This is a genomic window from Halorubrum rubrum (assembly GCF_024494685.1).
Classification (GTDB): domain Archaea; phylum Halobacteriota; class Halobacteria; order Halobacteriales; family Haloferacaceae; genus Halorubrum; species Halorubrum rubrum.
The window spans coordinates 55,948-71,511 of the sequence record NZ_JANHDM010000008.1; the positions used below are offsets into that span (position 1 = coordinate 55,948).

Genomic DNA, 15,564 nt, shown 5'->3' on the forward strand with positions numbered 1-15,564 from the left:
CCCCCGCGCTCACACGAAGCGCGGTAGCACACTCATGACACGAAAAAGAACGGAAAACGGCCTCTCACGCCGGACGCTACTCGGCGGCCTCGGAGCGATCGGTGTCGCCTCCGCGGGTGCGGGCCTCGGAACGACGGCGTACTTCAGCGACGAGGAGGGGTTCACCGGGAACTCCCTCGAAGCGGGCGAACTCGACCTCAAGATGGACTACCGGATCACGTACGAGGGCGGGCCGGGACGCCTCGAGGAGCTTCGGGCGGTCTACGACGACGACCCGAACTACAACGAGAACGTCAACGTGACCGAGTACCCCGAGGGGTCCGGGACCTACGTGCTCGACCAAGTTCCGGAGCGTAGCGACTACCCGGAGCCGGACGGCTGGATCGAGGCCGCGAACGTCGGGGTGGAGTCCAACGGAGAGCTCGGCGGCTTCGAACGCGAGGAACTCACCGACTCCGGCTTCCCGCTGTTCAAACTCGAGGACGTGAAGCCCGGAGATTACGGCGAGGCGACGATCAGCTTCCACCTGTTCGACAATCCCGCGTACATGTGGATGGGCGGGAGTCTGAACCGTAACGCGCAGAACGGGATCAACGATCCCGAACGGACCGCTCTCGAGGACGCGGGGTACACGGAAACCGAAAGCGACGACTCCGAGTTCTTCGCGGATGCGGTCGCGGACGACGAACGCTATTACAACGTCGAGGGCGACTGGGGCGGCCAGCTCGCGGACGCGATCCGCGCTCGCGTCTGGTACGACGACAACTGTAACAACGTCTACGAGGAGGGGCAAGAATCCGGCCCCGTCGACATCGCGGTCGTCGTTGACGTCTCGGGTTCGATGACCTACGAGATCGGCGATCCGGGCCCGGACAACGTCGTGGGCGACGGACAGGGTCCGAACTCGCGGATATACCAAGCGGTATCCGCGATCGAATCCCTCACTGACAACCTTCGAACGAACGTGAACGGATCCGGCGACGACGACAGGCTCGGAATCGTCCAGTTCGGCGGGATAGACGAGGAACTCCTCGCGCTCACGGATGCGAGTAGCACGTCAACCATCGACGGTGCCATCGACCAGATCGAGGCCTACCAGTACGGCGACGCTCCCCGAGCCGGGACGAACATCGGTGCGGGGCTCTACGGCGGTCGGCAGGTGCTCGAAGCGAGCAACTCCGGTCGTCGGAAGGTCATGATCGTCATCGGCGACGGTGCGCCCACGTGGACCTACCGGGACGGTTCCGACTTCCCGTCGTACTCCACCTGGCAGTCGTGGAGCGACTCCGACAAGGAGGCTGCGGCGGACGACGTCAGCGTCTCGAACGCACAGGACGACGTGGAGGACGTCGCCGACGAGATCAAAGACGAGACCGACGTCGTTATCTACGCGATCGGCTTCGGGCTGGAGGGCGTCCCGAACACGGCTCCCGCACGGCAGACCCTCGTCAACATCGCTTCGGAGGATACCAGTGGAACACAGCCGACGCTGTTCTTCGAGGCACCCGAGGAGATCGAACTGGTACAGATCTTCGCACAGATCGCACAGATCCTCTTCGGAGAGACGGTAATCGCCGACGGCACCCTCAGAGAGGTGCTTGAGACGCTCGCGGAGGGATATGCGCTGGACGCCAATCGATTCGGCGACGGTACGGCGTGTTATCCCGCCGGTCTGACGCGGTGTGTCGGCTTCGAGTGGTGGCTCCCGGCCGACGTCGGAAACGAGGTTCAGACGGATCTCGTGGAGTTCGATATCGACTTCCACGCCGAACAGTGCCGCCACAACGACGGCGAGACGAACCCGTTCGCCGGCGAGAACGCAGAACCCGTATAGCGACGCAACCGACCGCGGACAGCACGACCGTGCTGCCCGCCTCCCACTCGAAGCCCGTACGGGCGGTCGAGACGGCGGTTCGACTCCGTCGGTGGGATTCCCGTACCGGATCGCAACGGACGCGGCCGACGACGGGACTCGGAGACGGATCGACGGCGAGATCGGGGGAACGGCCTGCCTGACAGGCACACCCTGCCGGTCGTTCAATGGCCCAATCAACGCGGTTCGGTGTCCGAACCGTTTGGGTAGGAGACGCATACATACGTACCGAGGACGCGTGGAGACGATCGACGAACCGGCCGTCCGGAGCCGAAAACGAGACACGAATGACGAAACGAGACATACATCTGACTCGGCGGCAGGCACTCGCGGGCATCGGAGCCGTCGGCTTCGCCACCCTCGGGATGGCCGGAGGACGGTCCACGGGCAGCTGGGACCAGTACACGAGCTACACCTACGCGCAGTCGGACGTTCCGACCAACCTGCTCGTCGGCTGGCGGAGCAGATACAACGACCAGCTCGTCCGAGAGAGCCCGACCGACGAGGTCACCGAGGTCGACGAGATCGGTTCGCCGGTCCGCCTCATCGACCAGGAGAACGTCCTCCCGATGGATACGGGCTCCACGAGCGTCGGCCTCCGGATCGACGATCCGGGCGAGAACGTCCCGGACGGCGTCCGGGTGTGGATGAAGATCGACCCGGAGATCGGCTCCGACCCCGCGAGCCAGGCGCTCGCGGAACGGATCGACGTCTCCGTTCGCTACGACACCGGATTCCTCGGCGTCGGCGGCTGTGCCGGCGCGGAGAGCGTCGAGGACCTCCCGACCTTCGGCGACGGCATATTCGCCGGGACGCTCGCGGAGCTCGACGGCGACGACCTGACGGAGGGGATCGAGGTCGATCCCGGAATACTCGACAACGGCTGTCTGACTCCCGACGAGAGCCGCTGTCTCGCGTTCAACTGGGCGTTCCCGATCGGCGAGGGCGGCAACGCCGGGAAGGGCGGCTCCGTCGACTTCGACGTCCGATTCTACGCGGTCGACTGCGCGTGGGACGGCAACCCGTTCGAGGAATCGGTGCCGGACCGGGATGAATCGGCGGACTCGGAGGTGGCGGAATGACCGCCGACGGGAGCGGACGAAAGGGCCCCGGACCGGCCGACTTCAGTCGTCGTCGGCTCCTCGCGGGGCTCGGCGGACTGGGTGCGATCGGCGCCGCGAGCGGCGCGGGAACGTTCGCGTACCTCTCCGACGGGGAGACGCTGCCGCGCAACGAGATCGGTGCCGGCGAGGTCGCACTCGACGTGTCGTGTTCCGACTCGAACGGCAACTCGGGGTGTACCGTCTCGAACGGGACCGTGAGCTACGCGCCCGCGGAGCCGATCGACCGCGGCGACCGGGGGGACGTGACGTTCGACGTCTCCGTCCGGAGCAACCCGGCGAGGCTCTGGTTCGCGACGACCTGTCCCCCGACGCAGGACCCGCTCGGCGACGCACTGAAGGTATCGCTCAAGGTCGGCGACGACTCGGTGTTTCCGTCCGGGTCGCTCTCGGAGCTCCGCCGCGAGTTCGTGAACGGACTCCGGGCTGACGACCTCGACGGCGACGCGTGTCTCGATCCGGAGGGAGACGCTCTCGAGATCGAACTCGCCTGGGAGCTTCCCGAGGACGCGCCGGCCGCCGCGGCCGGGAAGACGACGGCGTTCGAGTTCCAACTCTACACCGAGCAGTGCCGGCACGTCTCAGAGGACGATGCTGACACCGGATCGAATCCCTACGCGGAGTTCGGACCGTGTGACGAACCCGAACCGGAGTGTGTGGACTGCGACGACGGCGGCAAGGCGGACGGGATCAACGGAAACGTCGACCTCAGCGACCCGAACGATATCTCGACGTGGTTGACGATCGACGAGGGTCCGCTCGCCGGCGACGCGTACCTCTTCGTCACCGAGGTCGACAAGGACGGCAACGAGGCCGTCGGCGTCAGATTCGAGCTCGTGGACGCGAACGGCGACCCGGCCGAACGGCTCTGTGAGGTCCGGATCAAGGGCGGAAACGACACGAAGACGTACCCGATCAAACCCCCGAGCAACGACACGGGTGAGATACTGTACTCGCCCGAAAATAACGGCGGGAATCTCGCCGGAATCAGCAACATCCAGATCGACGTCTGTGTGGACGAGGACGGCGAGAACGGCGATGACGACGACGATTCGGGCGACTGCGAGTGCGGCGGAAACGTCCGCTACCGCGACCTGACGTTCCGGTACGACGGCGAGTCCGACGCCACGATACGGGTCATCACGCAGCAGACGGGTGGCGGAAACGGGGTCGTGTTCGGGGACGCGACGATCGCGTCCGGTGGGACGTTCACCGCCGACGGCAGCGACGTCCCCCAAACGTGGGGGAACGTCGGAACGAGCCTCGGACAGAACACGACGATCGAGATCGTCGACGGCGGCGATGAAGGTGCCTCGGAGAGCGTGGAGATCCACACCAGCTGCTCCGAGGTCCTTACGATCGGAGACACGTTCGGCTCCGACGGATCCGGGGGAACGCTCTATGAACTCGTCGACGGGACGTTTACCGACGAAAACGCGCTCTGCGACTCGGAGGACCTACAATGAACTCACCTATCACGTTCAAACGATTTGCCAACCTGCTCGGGATCGCCCTGCTGATCGCGGTCGTCGCGCCCTTCGTGGTGTACGCGGTGCCGGCGGTCGTCGGGGCGGAGTACAGCTTCGTCGTCCTGACGGCGAGCATGACGCCCGCGATCGCCCCCGGCGACGTGGTCGTCGTCGACGAACGCGACCCGGCGGCGATCGGCGAGGGCGACGTGATCACGTTCGTCCGCGGCGAGAGCGAGGTGCCGGTGACCCACCGCGTGATCGGGGTGACGGAGACGGGCGGCGAGGTGGCCTTCGAGACGAAGGGCGACGCCAACGAGGACCCGGACTCGGCGCCGGTGCCCGCCTCCAACGTCCTCGGCGCGGTCGCGTTCTCGATCCCGTACATCGGGTACGTGATCCAGTTCGCCGACTCCTCGACGGGCTTCGTCCTGCTCGTCGTCGTGCCGTTCGCCCTGCTCGCGGTCTCGGAGCTCTGGAGCCTCTACCGCTCCCGGACCCGGAGCGGCGAGGACTCGACGGCGGCCGATCCGGACACGGTCGACGCCGACGCGGAGGCGACGGACGGGGAAGCGATGGACACGGAGACGACGGCCACGACCGCCGCGGCCGCGACCGAATCCGCCGAACCCGAGTCCGCCGCCGACGATCCGGGGTTCGTCGTGACGAATCGGACGGTGGAGGGGGCCGTCGGCGTCCTCCTGTTGTTCGTTCCGTACGCGGCGTACACGGCGTACACGCTCCAGACCGCCCTGACCATCGCGGTCGCGGTCGGAACGGGCATGACGCTCCTGATGGCCGGCGTGCTCCTCGTCACGGCCGGCGGCGGTGAGAGGTCGGCCGACGACGCGTCCCGTTCGGCGGACGACGACGGCGGAGATGGCGACGGTGGAGACGACGGAGACGGCAGGGACGACGGAGGTCTCGACGCCGATCGCGACGCCCCTACCGAGGGAGACGACGGCGGAGCGGCCGTCGACGACGACCGCGAGGACTTCGACGGCCACGAGGACGGTCACGTCGACGGACCGAGCGGAATCGACGACGGAAATCCGATGGGGATCTTCGAGCGGCCCGTGATCGCGTCCGCCACGGACGGGGGATCGGAGGCGATCGAGGAGGCCGCCGAGGTCGCCGACGAGGAGGGCCGATGACCCGACCCGCGTCGGTCGTGATGGTCGCCGCCCTCGTGTTACTCGCGGGATTCGGCGGCGGAGCCGGGACGCTCGCGGTGTTCTCCGACGAGGTCACCGTCCAGGGGAACTTCGCGAGCGTCGACGAGTTCGAGCAACTCGAATCCGAGGAGGCGGGCTCCACGGAGAACGGATCGACGACGAACGGCTCGTCGTTCGAGACCCAGGCGAACGAGAGCGACGACGAGAACGACACCAGCCGGGGCAACGGAAACGGGTCCGATCGGGGTGAAAAGAACGGCGTCGGCCAGGGCGACGGCGTCGGGATCACCCGAACCTCCGTCGATGAAGACGGTGAGACGCCCGAGACCGGCGGTGAGGACGGCGGAGACGGCGGTAAGAGCGTCGACGGCGACGACGCCGACGACGAACCGGCGAACGAGACGGACGCCGAGCCGAAATCCGACCAACCGACGAAGCCGGATAACGGCACGGAAAGCGACGAGAACGGCGACGTCGAGAACGGCGACGTCGAGAACGACGAAAAGACGGCCGGAAGCGACGACGGAGCCGCCGATGACGACGGCGAAGACGGACCCGAAGACGCTGACGACGCCGACGACAATGACTCCGACGACGCTGACGATGCCGACGAGAGCGGCGAAAACGACGAGAGCGACGGAGAGGACGCTGGCGACGAGACGGACGGCACCGACGACGCGCAGAACCCCGAAACCGAAGACGACTCCGACGAGACCGACGGCGGGGACGACGCGAACGGTGACGAGGAGACGACGGGTACCGAAGACGATGGAGCCGGAGAGACCGACACCACCGACGACGGTGACGAGAGCGGTGAGGACGAGAGCGGTGAGGACGAAACGGCGAAGTCCGAAGACGGGAACGACGGCGGCGACGGTGGAACCGACGATGGTGACGACGGCAACGACGACACTGACGACTCGGGCGAAGACGAAACCGACGACGGCACCAGCAACGGCGACGACACCGACGAGGACGAAAGCAGCGACGAGGACGAAAGCGGCGACGACACCGACGACGACACCGGCGACGAAACCGGAGGTGACGATGGGCGATCGACGTGAGAAGTGCTGCGTTCCGAAGGGTCGTCGAACCGCCTTTCGACGGCGGAACGGCCACCGACCCAGGCGACTGTCGTCGCTCGGGACGCGACCGTGGATCACGAAGCGTCGCGTGCTCCTGGCGCTTTTCGCCGGGCTCCTGGCGGTCTTCGGCTACGGACTCCTGTTCGAGTTCTGAGACGACTTTCGGCCCGAACGACTCACTGCTCGAGAGGGCTCACTCCTCGAGGAACGCGTCGAGCTCGCGACGGACCCGCCCGCGCCGGTCGGCGAGAACGGCGAACCGCTCGCCGCGGAGCCGCTCCAGCCAGCCCAGCAGCCGGGCTGCCCACTCCAGTTTTCGCGCCTTCATCGGGCCCACGTCCGGGTCGTCGAAGTCCCATCCCGGAAAGGTCAGCCGACCGGCACCCGCGTGGTCCGCGAGGAACGCGGCGCGGTCGCCGTCGGTGAATCCGCCGACGTTTCGGACCGGACCGGCGGGGGCCGCCTGGGTCGTCGTCAGGGTGTGATCGGCGTCGAACCGCGGGAGCCACTCGCGGACCGCGAGAACGTTGTCGCCGTGGGCGTGCGCCGCGACCGGCACGCCGCGCTCGGTCAACTCGACGGCGGTCTCCGGGTTCTTGTCGAGGTCGGTGACCAGACAGTCGACGGCCACGCCCGCCTCGAGGAGGATGTCCGCCGCCGTCGACGCGGCGACGACGACCTCGGCCTCGCGAGCGAGGCGGATCTCCGCGTCCTCGCGGAGACGCGGCGCGCCCCCCGCGACGGCGACGGTCCGCCCCGCCCAGTCGTCGAACCGGGAGAGGTCGAACGGCGTCGACAGCGTCGCTGCGACGTCGCGGGCCTCCTCGTCCGCGGCACGGGCGAACCCGAAGTCCGCCAGTATCGCCTCGTAGACGGGTTCGAAGGTCTCGAAGTTCACGGAGTCACCCTCGGCGTCGCGTCGAGCGGTCGAGGCTCCGGTCCGTCGGGACGGCGCTGCCGCTCGCGGTGGTGAATATGGTATGGGCCGAAGTGGCACAGAGTACCCCTACCCGCGTGCCCCTTCGGCGTCCGGTTGATGCGTTGTCCACACGGCGGCATAAACTTTCTCTTACTTCTAGGTGTCGCCGATCGCCGCGAGGGCGGCATCGAGCGCCTCCGAAACGCCGGAAGCGGCCGATACGACGGACGAGATCCCGTCGGCCGTGCCGACGAGGACGCCGTGGGTCCCCTCTCCGAGCGGATCGACGTCGCTCTCGTCGTGTTTGCCGTCGTCGCCGACCCCGCCGTCGTCACTTCCCCGACCGACCGCGAAGGCGGCGTCACACTCCGTCGTGGCCGCCCGGAGCGCGCCGACGGCCTCCCCCGGCAGTCCCGACAGCTGGTAGGTGTGGACGACGGTTTCGTCGGCGACGTCGCGGGGAGTACCGAGCCGGTCGAGGTGACGCTCGGCCTCGCGGACCGTGGTCACGTCGAGCTCCTCGACCGACACCCGGCCGTCGTGACTGTGACGGTTCCGGGCGAACGCCTCGCCGATCAGCGCCGCGTCCCGCGTCTCGGCCACGTCGTGGGTGCGGATCACGTGCGCGCCGCGCTCGACGGCCATCGAGGTGGCCGCGAGCGACACCGGGAGCGCTTCCTCGGTGCTTCGTCCCGCGATGGTCTTCAAGAAACTCTTGCGGTTGATCGAGACAAGAAGCGGGCGGCCGTAGCCGCGGAACTCCCGGAGCCGGCGGAACGTCTCGCGGTCGTCGGCGTGGGTCTTGGCCGCCGACCAGCCGCCGAAGGCGGGGTCGAGGATCGTCTTGTCGGTGAAGCCGTTCATCGAGAGCGCGTCGTATATCTCGTCGACGTCCTCGATCGCGCCCGGCCGCTCGAGATCCGGCGGCGAGGCCATCTTCGAGACGGCGGCGTCGTGGTCGCGACACACCCGCGGCATCTCCGGGTCGGCGAACCCGCAGACGTCGTTGACCATGTCGAAGCCGCGCGCGAGCGCCTCGTCGGCGACCTCGTGGTACCGCGTCTCGATCGACCAGACCGCGTCGCGGGAGGTCGACTCGAGCGTCTCGACCGCGACGTCGAGCCGCTCCAGTTCCTCCTCCGCGGAGAGCACGTCGAGGTCCTTGTTCGCTGATTCGAGCCCCACGTCGACGATGTCGGCCCCTTCGTCGATCAGATCCTCGTCGACGTACTCCGCCGCCTCTCCCGGATCGTCGTACACGCTCGGGTCGTACGGCGACTCCGCCGAGACGTTCAACACGCCCATGATCCGGGGCGGGTGGTCGTCGCCGATCCCGAGCCCCGCGGCGTCCACGTTTCGCATACCGGATCGAGGGGCGCGACTCTTAAATCCCGCCCGAAACCGGCGGGCGAGGGGACGGAGGACCCGCCGGAACGATCGTTCCGGTCGGCGCGCCTGCGAGCGCCCGGAAGGGCGCGAGCAGCCCGCGAGGGAGTCGGCCGGCCGGAGCAACGCGGAGGGCGGCCGACGAGGCTGGGGAGGCGTGAGGTGCGGCTGCGGTGCTGTGGGGTGGGACTCAAAGGGGCAGTCGCGAGGACGACGGCGGCCGAAGTAAGCACTGGAAGGAGTGAGCGGAGCGAACGACTGAAGCGCGCAGCGAGGCCCCCGAGTCCTCGCGACTGGGGCTTTGGAGACGTTCTCCGCAGTCACGTTTTCAGCAGCGTACAGCCGAAAGACTGCGGTTTCGGACGTGTTCATCGCGTCAACAACGACGCCCACCTACGGATCCGACGGCAGCGTTTTGTACGACTCCGGTGAAACGCGATAGTATGACCGACTCGTCCCCGCTCGAGCGCGCGAGGGAGAACGCGACCGAGATCGCCTCCACCGTGGTCACGGGCGTCTGGCTGGCCGCGCTCCTCCTCGAGTTCGAGTGGTGGCTCCCGCTCATGCTGTTCGGCTACGTCGTGGTCGTTCCGGTGGTCTCGGTACTCTTCGACGAGGAGGAAGAAGAGGAAACGGACGAATCGGCGGAGAGTGGACCCGAGGGACGAACCGCGCGTGAGAACACGCAGGCGCGGAAGACGGATCACACCGAGGACGCCGGCGAGGGCAACGCCGACGCGATCGACCGCCTCAGAACCCGATACGCCGAGGGCGACCTGACCGACGAGCAGTTCGAGCGCAAGCTGGACAAACTGCTGGAGACCGAAACACCCGAGGACGCTGCGGAGTGGCGGGAACGGAAGCAGGAACGCGACCGAGAGCACGCGCTCGACCGCGACCGATCCTGAGGACTCCGGAACCGCTCGATGCGAATTCTCGATCGACCGCGGATCCGCCGGGTATCGGAACCGCGGCCCCGGAAGGACGCGCTTTTATCCGCGCCGCGACAAGCCGTGGACATGGCGAAAGTGAGCATCGGCCTCCGCGGCTGGCGGTTCGACGAGGAGGAGATCATCTCCGAGGACGGGGAGTTGAAACCCCTCGAGGAGATCCCCGAGGAGCCGAGAGAGCGGCTCGTACGGCTCGTGGGACTCGTCGAGGAGCCGTGTGACGTCTGTTATCTCGAGTACGGCGAGGAGGAGGTTCACCGCAGCAGGGAGGCGGAGATCGTGTACGGCGAGCCGGGCGGGGAGGTCCTGCTCTGTGCCGAACACGAGCCCGACTTCATCTACTGGTTCCGCGAGGCCGGCGGCAGCGAGCACAAGGGGAGCCAGGAGTTCGGCGACCGGTTCCACGAGTGGGTCGCCGCCGGCAACGAGGCCCCCGACGGCTACGCGTCCGTCGAGCACGTCGAGGAGGACCCCGAGGGGCTCCCCGAACTCCCGGACCAACACGAGGTCCAGAAGCGACTCGAGGAGAACTTCGAGGGCGACCGGATCGACATCCGCGCGCTCGCCGGCGAGAAGTCGTCCGACCGGGGCGACGGGGACGCCGAGGACGACCGCCTCAGCGAGGAGGAGCTGGCCGACTCCGACGTCGACCTCTCGACGGAGTACCCATCGGACCGATGAGCGGGAGAGACGCGGGCGACGCGGGCGACGGGGGGAACGCGAGCGACGCCGATTCCGACTCCGCGGAACCGAAACCGGAGCCGTCGACCCGCCGGAAGCCGGTCGTGGTCGTCGTCGAGCCCGAGACGCCGGGCAACGTCGGCACCATCGCGCGGGCGATGAAGAACTTCGGCCTCCGCGACCTCAAGCTGGTCGATCCCCCCGAACTGGACGAGGACGGCGAGGCGTACGGCTTCGCCGGCCACGCCCGCGAGGACGTGCTCCCGAACGCAGACGAGGTGACCTTCGAGGAGGTCGTCGAGCGCTACCACACGGTCGGCACCACCGCGATCACCGGCGAGGACGACCGCAGCCACGAGCGGTGGCCGTTCAAGACGCCCGTCGAGCTGCGGGAGTCGCTCGCGACCGTCAACGCCCCGACCGCGATCGTCTTCGGCAGGGAGGGTCGGGGGCTCAACAACGAGGAGCTCTCGCGGCTCGACGAGGTGTGTTCGATCCCCGCGGCCGACGACTACCCCGTGCTCAACCTGGGACAGGCGGCGACGGTGCTCCTCTACGAGCTCCGCGACCTCACCGTGGAGGAGACGCAGCTCCCCGACACCGCGGTCACCCGCGCCCCCGAGGCCGACGTGGAGCGGCTCCACGACCTCTTCGGCGACTTCCTCTCGGCGACGGGCCAGCGCGAGCACCGCCGCGAGAAGAACGCGCTGTTGATGCGCCGGCTGCTCGGCCGCGCGCACCCGACCGAGCGGGAGGTCCACTCGCTCCTCGGAACCGTGCGGAAGGCGACGACGAAACTGGAACACGCCGACTACCTCGCCGCCAAACACGACGAGCCGACCTACCCCAGCGAATGACTCGCATGGACGGGGACGTGCTCCACGAGGACCTGGCGGCCGGCGTGCGCGACGTGACGCCGCTCATGTTGGGGATCGTCCCGTTCGCGCTCGTCGCCGGGATCGCCGCCGTCGACGCCGGGCTCACGCTCGCGGAGGCGGTCGGCCTGTCGGTGATCGTGTTCGCCGGCGCGTCACAGCTCGCCGCGATCGATCTCCTCGGGTCGAACGCGCCGCTCGCGGTCGTGATCGGCACCGCTGCCGTGATTAACCTCCGGATGATGATGTACTCGGCGTCGATCGCGCCGTACTTCGCCGACTACGCCCGCCGGACGCGGGCGGGCCTCGCGTACCTGCTCACCGACCAGGCGTACGCGCTCTCGATCGCCGAGTACGAGCGGAACGACGGCCGCAGTCGGTGGCGCTACTACCTCGGCGCGGCGGCGTCGCTGTGGATCGTCTGGCAGATCGGGACGGTCGTCGGCGTCGTCGTCGGCGCGGGCGTCCCCGACGCGTGGGGGCTTACCTTCGCCGTGCCGCTCGTGTTCCTCGCGCTGTTGGTCCCCGCGATGAAGGACCGACCGACGACGGCCGCGGGGATCGTCGGCGGTGCGGTCGCGGTCGTCGCCGCCGGACTCCCGCTCAACCTCGGACTGCTGGTCGGCGCGGTGTGCGGGATCGCCGCCGGGATGGCGACGGAGGTGACGGCGTCGTGACGGGCGGGATCGGCACCGTCGTCAGCGACCCGCGGGTCTGGGCGGCCATCCTCGTGATCGGAGCGCTCACCTACGGGATCCGGCTCTCGTTCATCCACCTGTTCGGCCGGATCGACGAGGTTCCGGCGCGCGTCAGGCGACCGCTTCGGTACGTCCCGCCCGCGGTGTTGGCGGCGCTCGTTCTCCCCGATCTGGTGACGGTGGGTCCCTCGCTCGCCGGGACGGTCGTCGACGAACGGTTGCTCGCCGGGGTCGTCGCCGGTGCGGTCGCGTGGCGAACGGAGAACGTGTTCGCGACCATCGCGGTCGGCATGGGTGCGCTGTGGCTGCTCCGGTTCGTCGTCCTCGCGTAACCCTCCTCGGTTTTACCCGGCGATCCGCTCCGGATATCGCCGGGCGAGCAGGAGGGCGGCGACGCCGCAGCCGACCGCGAATCCGACCGCGCTCGAAGCGCTCACGAACGGACGCGCCGGCGGGACGGCGTACGACACCGCGGCCGCGGCGAGCAGCGCGTAGCCGACCGCCGAGCCGCCGAGGAGGACGGGACGAAGGCCGGCCCGCCTCCAGAGGCGAACCCAGGTCGCGACCCCCGCGACCGCGCCGGCGACGACGCCGATCGGGAGCGCGACGATCGCGGAGAAGGCGATCCTCGCGGAGAGCAGCTCCGTGAGAAGCACGGTGACGACGAGGAACGTCGTCAGCGCGATTCCCAGCGTCGCGACGGGGCGTCCGGTCATACCGCCGGATTCGACGTGATCGGATATAAACCGACCCGCCGGGGCCGGCTATCGCTCGCGCTCCGTGGGACGGGTCGAGCCCACTCCGGCCGACGCGTTGCGAGCGTCGTCGTCGCGAGCACTGCGAGCGCCGCGGGCGCCCCGACCACCGGATTCCGTGCCGGCCTCGCGTTCCGTCGCCTCGGCGAACCGCTGGGCTGCGTCGGCGATCGAGTCGAGGACGGCGAACGTTCGGTACCAGAGGTACGCGCCGATCGTCAGGGATCCGGCGATCAGCACGGAGAGAAGCAGTTCCGCGACGATCAGGACGCCGTACACGAGCGCGAAGAGGCTCACGGCGGCGAGAACCGTCCCGACGCGGGTGCGCAGCGCCTCGGAGGGAGAGAGCGGGTCGTGGACCATGCCGGCGGCTACCGCGGCCGGCTACTTAAAAGATGAAGGCGGACGGTCCGGTCGTCCGGCCGGGGCGTTCAGTCGTCGGCGGGTGCCGCCGAGTCGCCGGCGGAGACGCCCGTGCCGGGACCGACGTCGATCCCGAGCTCGTCGAGCTTCTCGTCGGGGACGACGCCGTCGACCCAGCCGCGGTGTTCGTAGTACTCTTCCTTCATCAGGTCCAGTTCGGCGAGCTCGCCCTCGCTCGCGCCCTGGCCGGGGATCGCGTCGGGATGACCCTCCACGAACCGGCCGGGGAGGCTGTCGTCCTCGCCGTCGAAGCCCGCGAGGTTGTTGAAGTAGCGTTCGAGGTTGTAGATCCGCTCGCCCGCCTCGAACAGCTCGTCCTCCGTCACGTCGCGGCCGGTCATCCCGCTGTACTGGAGCACGTACTCCTCTATCCCCTCCGCGAACGCGTTGAACTTACAGATGTCGAAGGAGTCGGAGATCGCGTGGAGGTCCTGGAAGGTGGCGGTGAGCTCGCCTTTCCCCTCCCACTCGTAGGGATCGACCTTCTCCGGGATCCCGAGGATCTCCGCCGCGGGCGTGTAGCCCCGGAGGTGACACGCGCCGCGGTTCGAGGTGGCGAACGCGATCGCCATCCCCTTCATACAGCGCGGGTCGTACGCCGCGATGCTCTGGCCCTTGACCGAGAGCTTGTTGTCGTGGGCGTCCTTGCGCTCGCCGACGCGGTCGGGACCCTCCGCGAGGAGGTCGCCGAGCTCGGTGGAGCGGTTGCCGATCTCGTCGATGAGGTCGATCATGCGCTCGGAGTCGCCCCAGTCGATGCCGGCGTCGAGTTTCCCCTCCTCGGTCATCTCCATCGCCATCGCCATCGTGTTGCCGACCTCGATGGTGTCGACGCCCACGTCGTTACAGCGCTCGAGCATCAGGGCGATCTCGTCGCGGTCGGTGTGTCCGGAGTTCGGGCCGAGCGCCCACGCGGACTCGTACTCGTACGACTCCGTGCGGACGTTCATGTCCTGGCCCTTGTGGTGGAGTTGGACCTCGACCTCCTTCTTACACGCCACGGGACAGGAGTGACACGTCGGCTCGTCGACGAGGATGTTCTCGCGGACGTTCTCGCCGGAGACGCGCTCGGCGTCGACGTCTATCCCCTCGGTGCCGTTGTACGCCTCCGTGGAGGTGTACTTCGCGTTCTTCGTCGGCAGGCCGTCCATCTCCTCGGTCGCGTTCATCAGGACGTTGGTGCCGTACATCGAGAGCCCGCCCTCGTTGGGCGCGGTGACGTCGGACTCCCGGATGACCTCCATCGCCTGCTGGTACCCCTCCTTGAACGTCTCGGGGTCCGCCGGCTTCGGCATGTCGGTGCCGCTCTTCACGACGACCGCCTTCACTCCCTTCGAGCCCATCACCGCGCCGGTGCCGCCGCGGCCCGAGGCGCGGTCGTCCTCGTTCATCACGCAGGCGTAGCGGACGCCGTTCTCGCCGCCCTGTCCGATCGCCATCACCGAGAGGTTCTTGCCGACCGATCCCTCGACCTCCTCGCCGAGCTCGTCGATGGTGTCGTGGACGCCCTTCCCCCAGACGTGGGAGGCGTCGCGGACCTCCACGTCGCCGTCCTCGACGACGAGGTAGACGGGGTCGTCGCTCGCGCCGTCGAGCAGGATGCCGTCGAGCCCGCCCCACTTGAGCCGCGCGCCCGACCAGCCGCCGTGGTGCGAGTCGGTGACCGTCCCCGTCAGCGGGGACTTCGTCACCAGCGCGATCCGCCCGCTCATCACGGTCTGCGTGCCCGTCAGCGGACCGGTCATGAACGCCAGCCGGTTGTCCGGGCCCATCGGGTCGACGTCGGGGCCGGCGTCGAAGACGTACTTGACGCCCAGCCCGCGCGCGCCGATGTACTTCTCGGCGTCCTCGTCGTCGATCCCGCGGTACTCGACGGCCCCGTCTGTGAGATCGACCTGTGCAACTCGGTCCCTGTAGCCACCCATTTCAGTCATGTAATGCTCTATCATTATAGACGGCCCGCAGCGTGTTAGATGTTCACGTTATTTCGAAACCGATATCGATTACACCGAGATCGATCGGCGGGCCTCCCCGCGCTCGGGGGACGAGTGCGAGACTCGGGCCGCTCCCTCGACCTCGGGAGACCGATCGGAGCGAACGGTCGGCGAGACGTGACGTTCCCACGGCCGGTTTCGCCGCGGGATCGGTTCGTCG

The 15,564-nt window shown here is 68.3% G+C and carries 16 protein-coding genes; 11 read left to right on the top strand and 5 right to left on the bottom strand.

The window, feature by feature from the left end; all coding sequences use genetic code 11:
* The first annotated feature begins 34 nt into the window (after positions 1-34).
* From NO889_RS09975 to NO889_RS10000, 6 genes are all read left to right on the top strand, one after another.
* Positions 35-1,834: a vWA domain-containing protein gene (locus tag NO889_RS09975; RefSeq protein ID WP_256412104.1), complete on the top strand. Its 1,800-nt coding sequence runs from the start codon at positions 35-37 to the stop codon at positions 1,832-1,834.
* A 326-nt stretch (positions 1,835-2,160) separates the two neighbouring features.
* A complete protein-coding gene (locus NO889_RS09980; protein ID WP_256412105.1) occupies positions 2,161-2,955 on the top strand; it encodes a hypothetical protein in 795 nt (264 codons plus the stop codon).
* Positions 2,952-4,460 (top strand): DUF7467 domain-containing protein, encoded by a 1,509-nt coding sequence (locus NO889_RS09985; protein ID WP_256412106.1) that lies wholly within the window; start codon positions 2,952-2,954, stop codon positions 4,458-4,460. Before NO889_RS09980 ends, NO889_RS09985 begins: the two co-directional genes overlap by 4 nt.
* On the top strand, positions 4,457-5,617 hold the full coding sequence (locus NO889_RS09990; RefSeq protein WP_256412107.1) for a signal peptidase I: 1,161 nt from the start codon (positions 4,457-4,459) through the stop codon (positions 5,615-5,617). The genes NO889_RS09985 and NO889_RS09990 overlap by 4 nt, the downstream gene beginning before the upstream one ends.
* Positions 5,614-6,702 carry a hypothetical protein gene (locus NO889_RS09995; protein WP_256412108.1) on the top strand — a complete coding sequence of 363 codons (1,089 nt, stop codon included), beginning with the start codon at positions 5,614-5,616 and terminating at the stop codon, positions 6,700-6,702. The genes NO889_RS09990 and NO889_RS09995 overlap by 4 nt, the downstream gene beginning before the upstream one ends.
* Positions 6,686-6,877 carry a hypothetical protein gene (locus tag NO889_RS10000; protein ID WP_256412109.1) on the top strand — a complete coding sequence of 64 codons (192 nt, stop codon included), beginning with the start codon at positions 6,686-6,688 and terminating at the stop codon, positions 6,875-6,877. Before NO889_RS09995 ends, NO889_RS10000 begins: the two co-directional genes overlap by 17 nt.
* 39 nt (positions 6,878-6,916) lie before the next feature.
* On the opposite strand, the gene NO889_RS10005 is transcribed toward NO889_RS10000, so the two are convergent.
* Complete coding sequence (locus NO889_RS10005) at positions 6,917-7,621, bottom strand: 6-hydroxymethylpterin diphosphokinase MptE-like protein (protein WP_256412110.1); 705 nt, start codon at positions 7,619-7,621, stop codon at positions 6,917-6,919.
* Positions 7,622-7,798: 177 nt separating this feature from the next.
* Positions 7,799-9,004, bottom strand: coding sequence for a dihydropteroate synthase (locus tag NO889_RS10010; protein ID WP_256412111.1), 1,206 nt, complete (start codon positions 9,002-9,004; stop codon positions 7,799-7,801).
* A gap of 467 nt (positions 9,005-9,471) precedes the next feature.
* Between NO889_RS10010 and NO889_RS10015 the strand changes: the two genes are divergently transcribed.
* The 5 genes from NO889_RS10015 (at position 9,472) to NO889_RS10035 (ending at position 12,564) form a co-directional block, all read left to right on the top strand.
* The gene (locus tag NO889_RS10015; protein WP_256412112.1) at positions 9,472-9,936 is read left to right on the top strand and encodes an SHOCT domain-containing protein; all 465 of its coding nucleotides are present in this window, start codon (positions 9,472-9,474) and stop codon (positions 9,934-9,936) included.
* Positions 9,937-10,047: 111 nt separating this feature from the next.
* Positions 10,048-10,659 carry a DUF8114 family protein gene (locus NO889_RS10020; RefSeq protein WP_256412113.1) on the top strand — a complete coding sequence of 204 codons (612 nt, stop codon included), beginning with the start codon at positions 10,048-10,050 and terminating at the stop codon, positions 10,657-10,659.
* Positions 10,656-11,516, top strand: a complete 861-nt coding sequence (locus NO889_RS10025) for an RNA methyltransferase (RefSeq protein ID WP_256412114.1) — start codon at positions 10,656-10,658, stop codon at positions 11,514-11,516. The genes NO889_RS10020 and NO889_RS10025 overlap by 4 nt, the downstream gene beginning before the upstream one ends.
* A gap of 5 nt (positions 11,517-11,521) precedes the next feature.
* Positions 11,522-12,211 (top strand): AzlC family ABC transporter permease, encoded by a 690-nt coding sequence (locus NO889_RS10030; protein ID WP_256412115.1) that lies wholly within the window; start codon positions 11,522-11,524, stop codon positions 12,209-12,211.
* Positions 12,208-12,564, top strand: a complete 357-nt coding sequence (locus NO889_RS10035; RefSeq protein ID WP_256412116.1) for an AzlD domain-containing protein — start codon at positions 12,208-12,210, stop codon at positions 12,562-12,564. The genes NO889_RS10030 and NO889_RS10035 overlap by 4 nt, the downstream gene beginning before the upstream one ends.
* Positions 12,565-12,576: 12 nt before the next feature.
* Here NO889_RS10035 and NO889_RS10040 read toward each other — a convergent pair whose 3' ends face one another.
* From NO889_RS10040 to NO889_RS10050, 3 genes are all read right to left on the bottom strand, one after another.
* Positions 12,577-12,948, bottom strand: a complete 372-nt coding sequence (locus NO889_RS10040; protein ID WP_256412117.1) for a DUF8147 domain-containing protein — start codon at positions 12,946-12,948, stop codon at positions 12,577-12,579.
* Between the two features lie 48 nt (positions 12,949-12,996).
* On the bottom strand, positions 12,997-13,350 hold the full coding sequence (locus NO889_RS10045; protein ID WP_256412118.1) for a DUF8066 domain-containing protein: 354 nt from the start codon (positions 13,348-13,350) through the stop codon (positions 12,997-12,999).
* Between the two features lie 68 nt (positions 13,351-13,418).
* The gene (locus NO889_RS10050; protein ID WP_256412218.1) at positions 13,419-15,344 is read right to left on the bottom strand and encodes an aldehyde ferredoxin oxidoreductase family protein; all 1,926 of its coding nucleotides are present in this window, start codon (positions 15,342-15,344) and stop codon (positions 13,419-13,421) included.
* Positions 15,345-15,564: the final 220 nt, after the last annotated feature.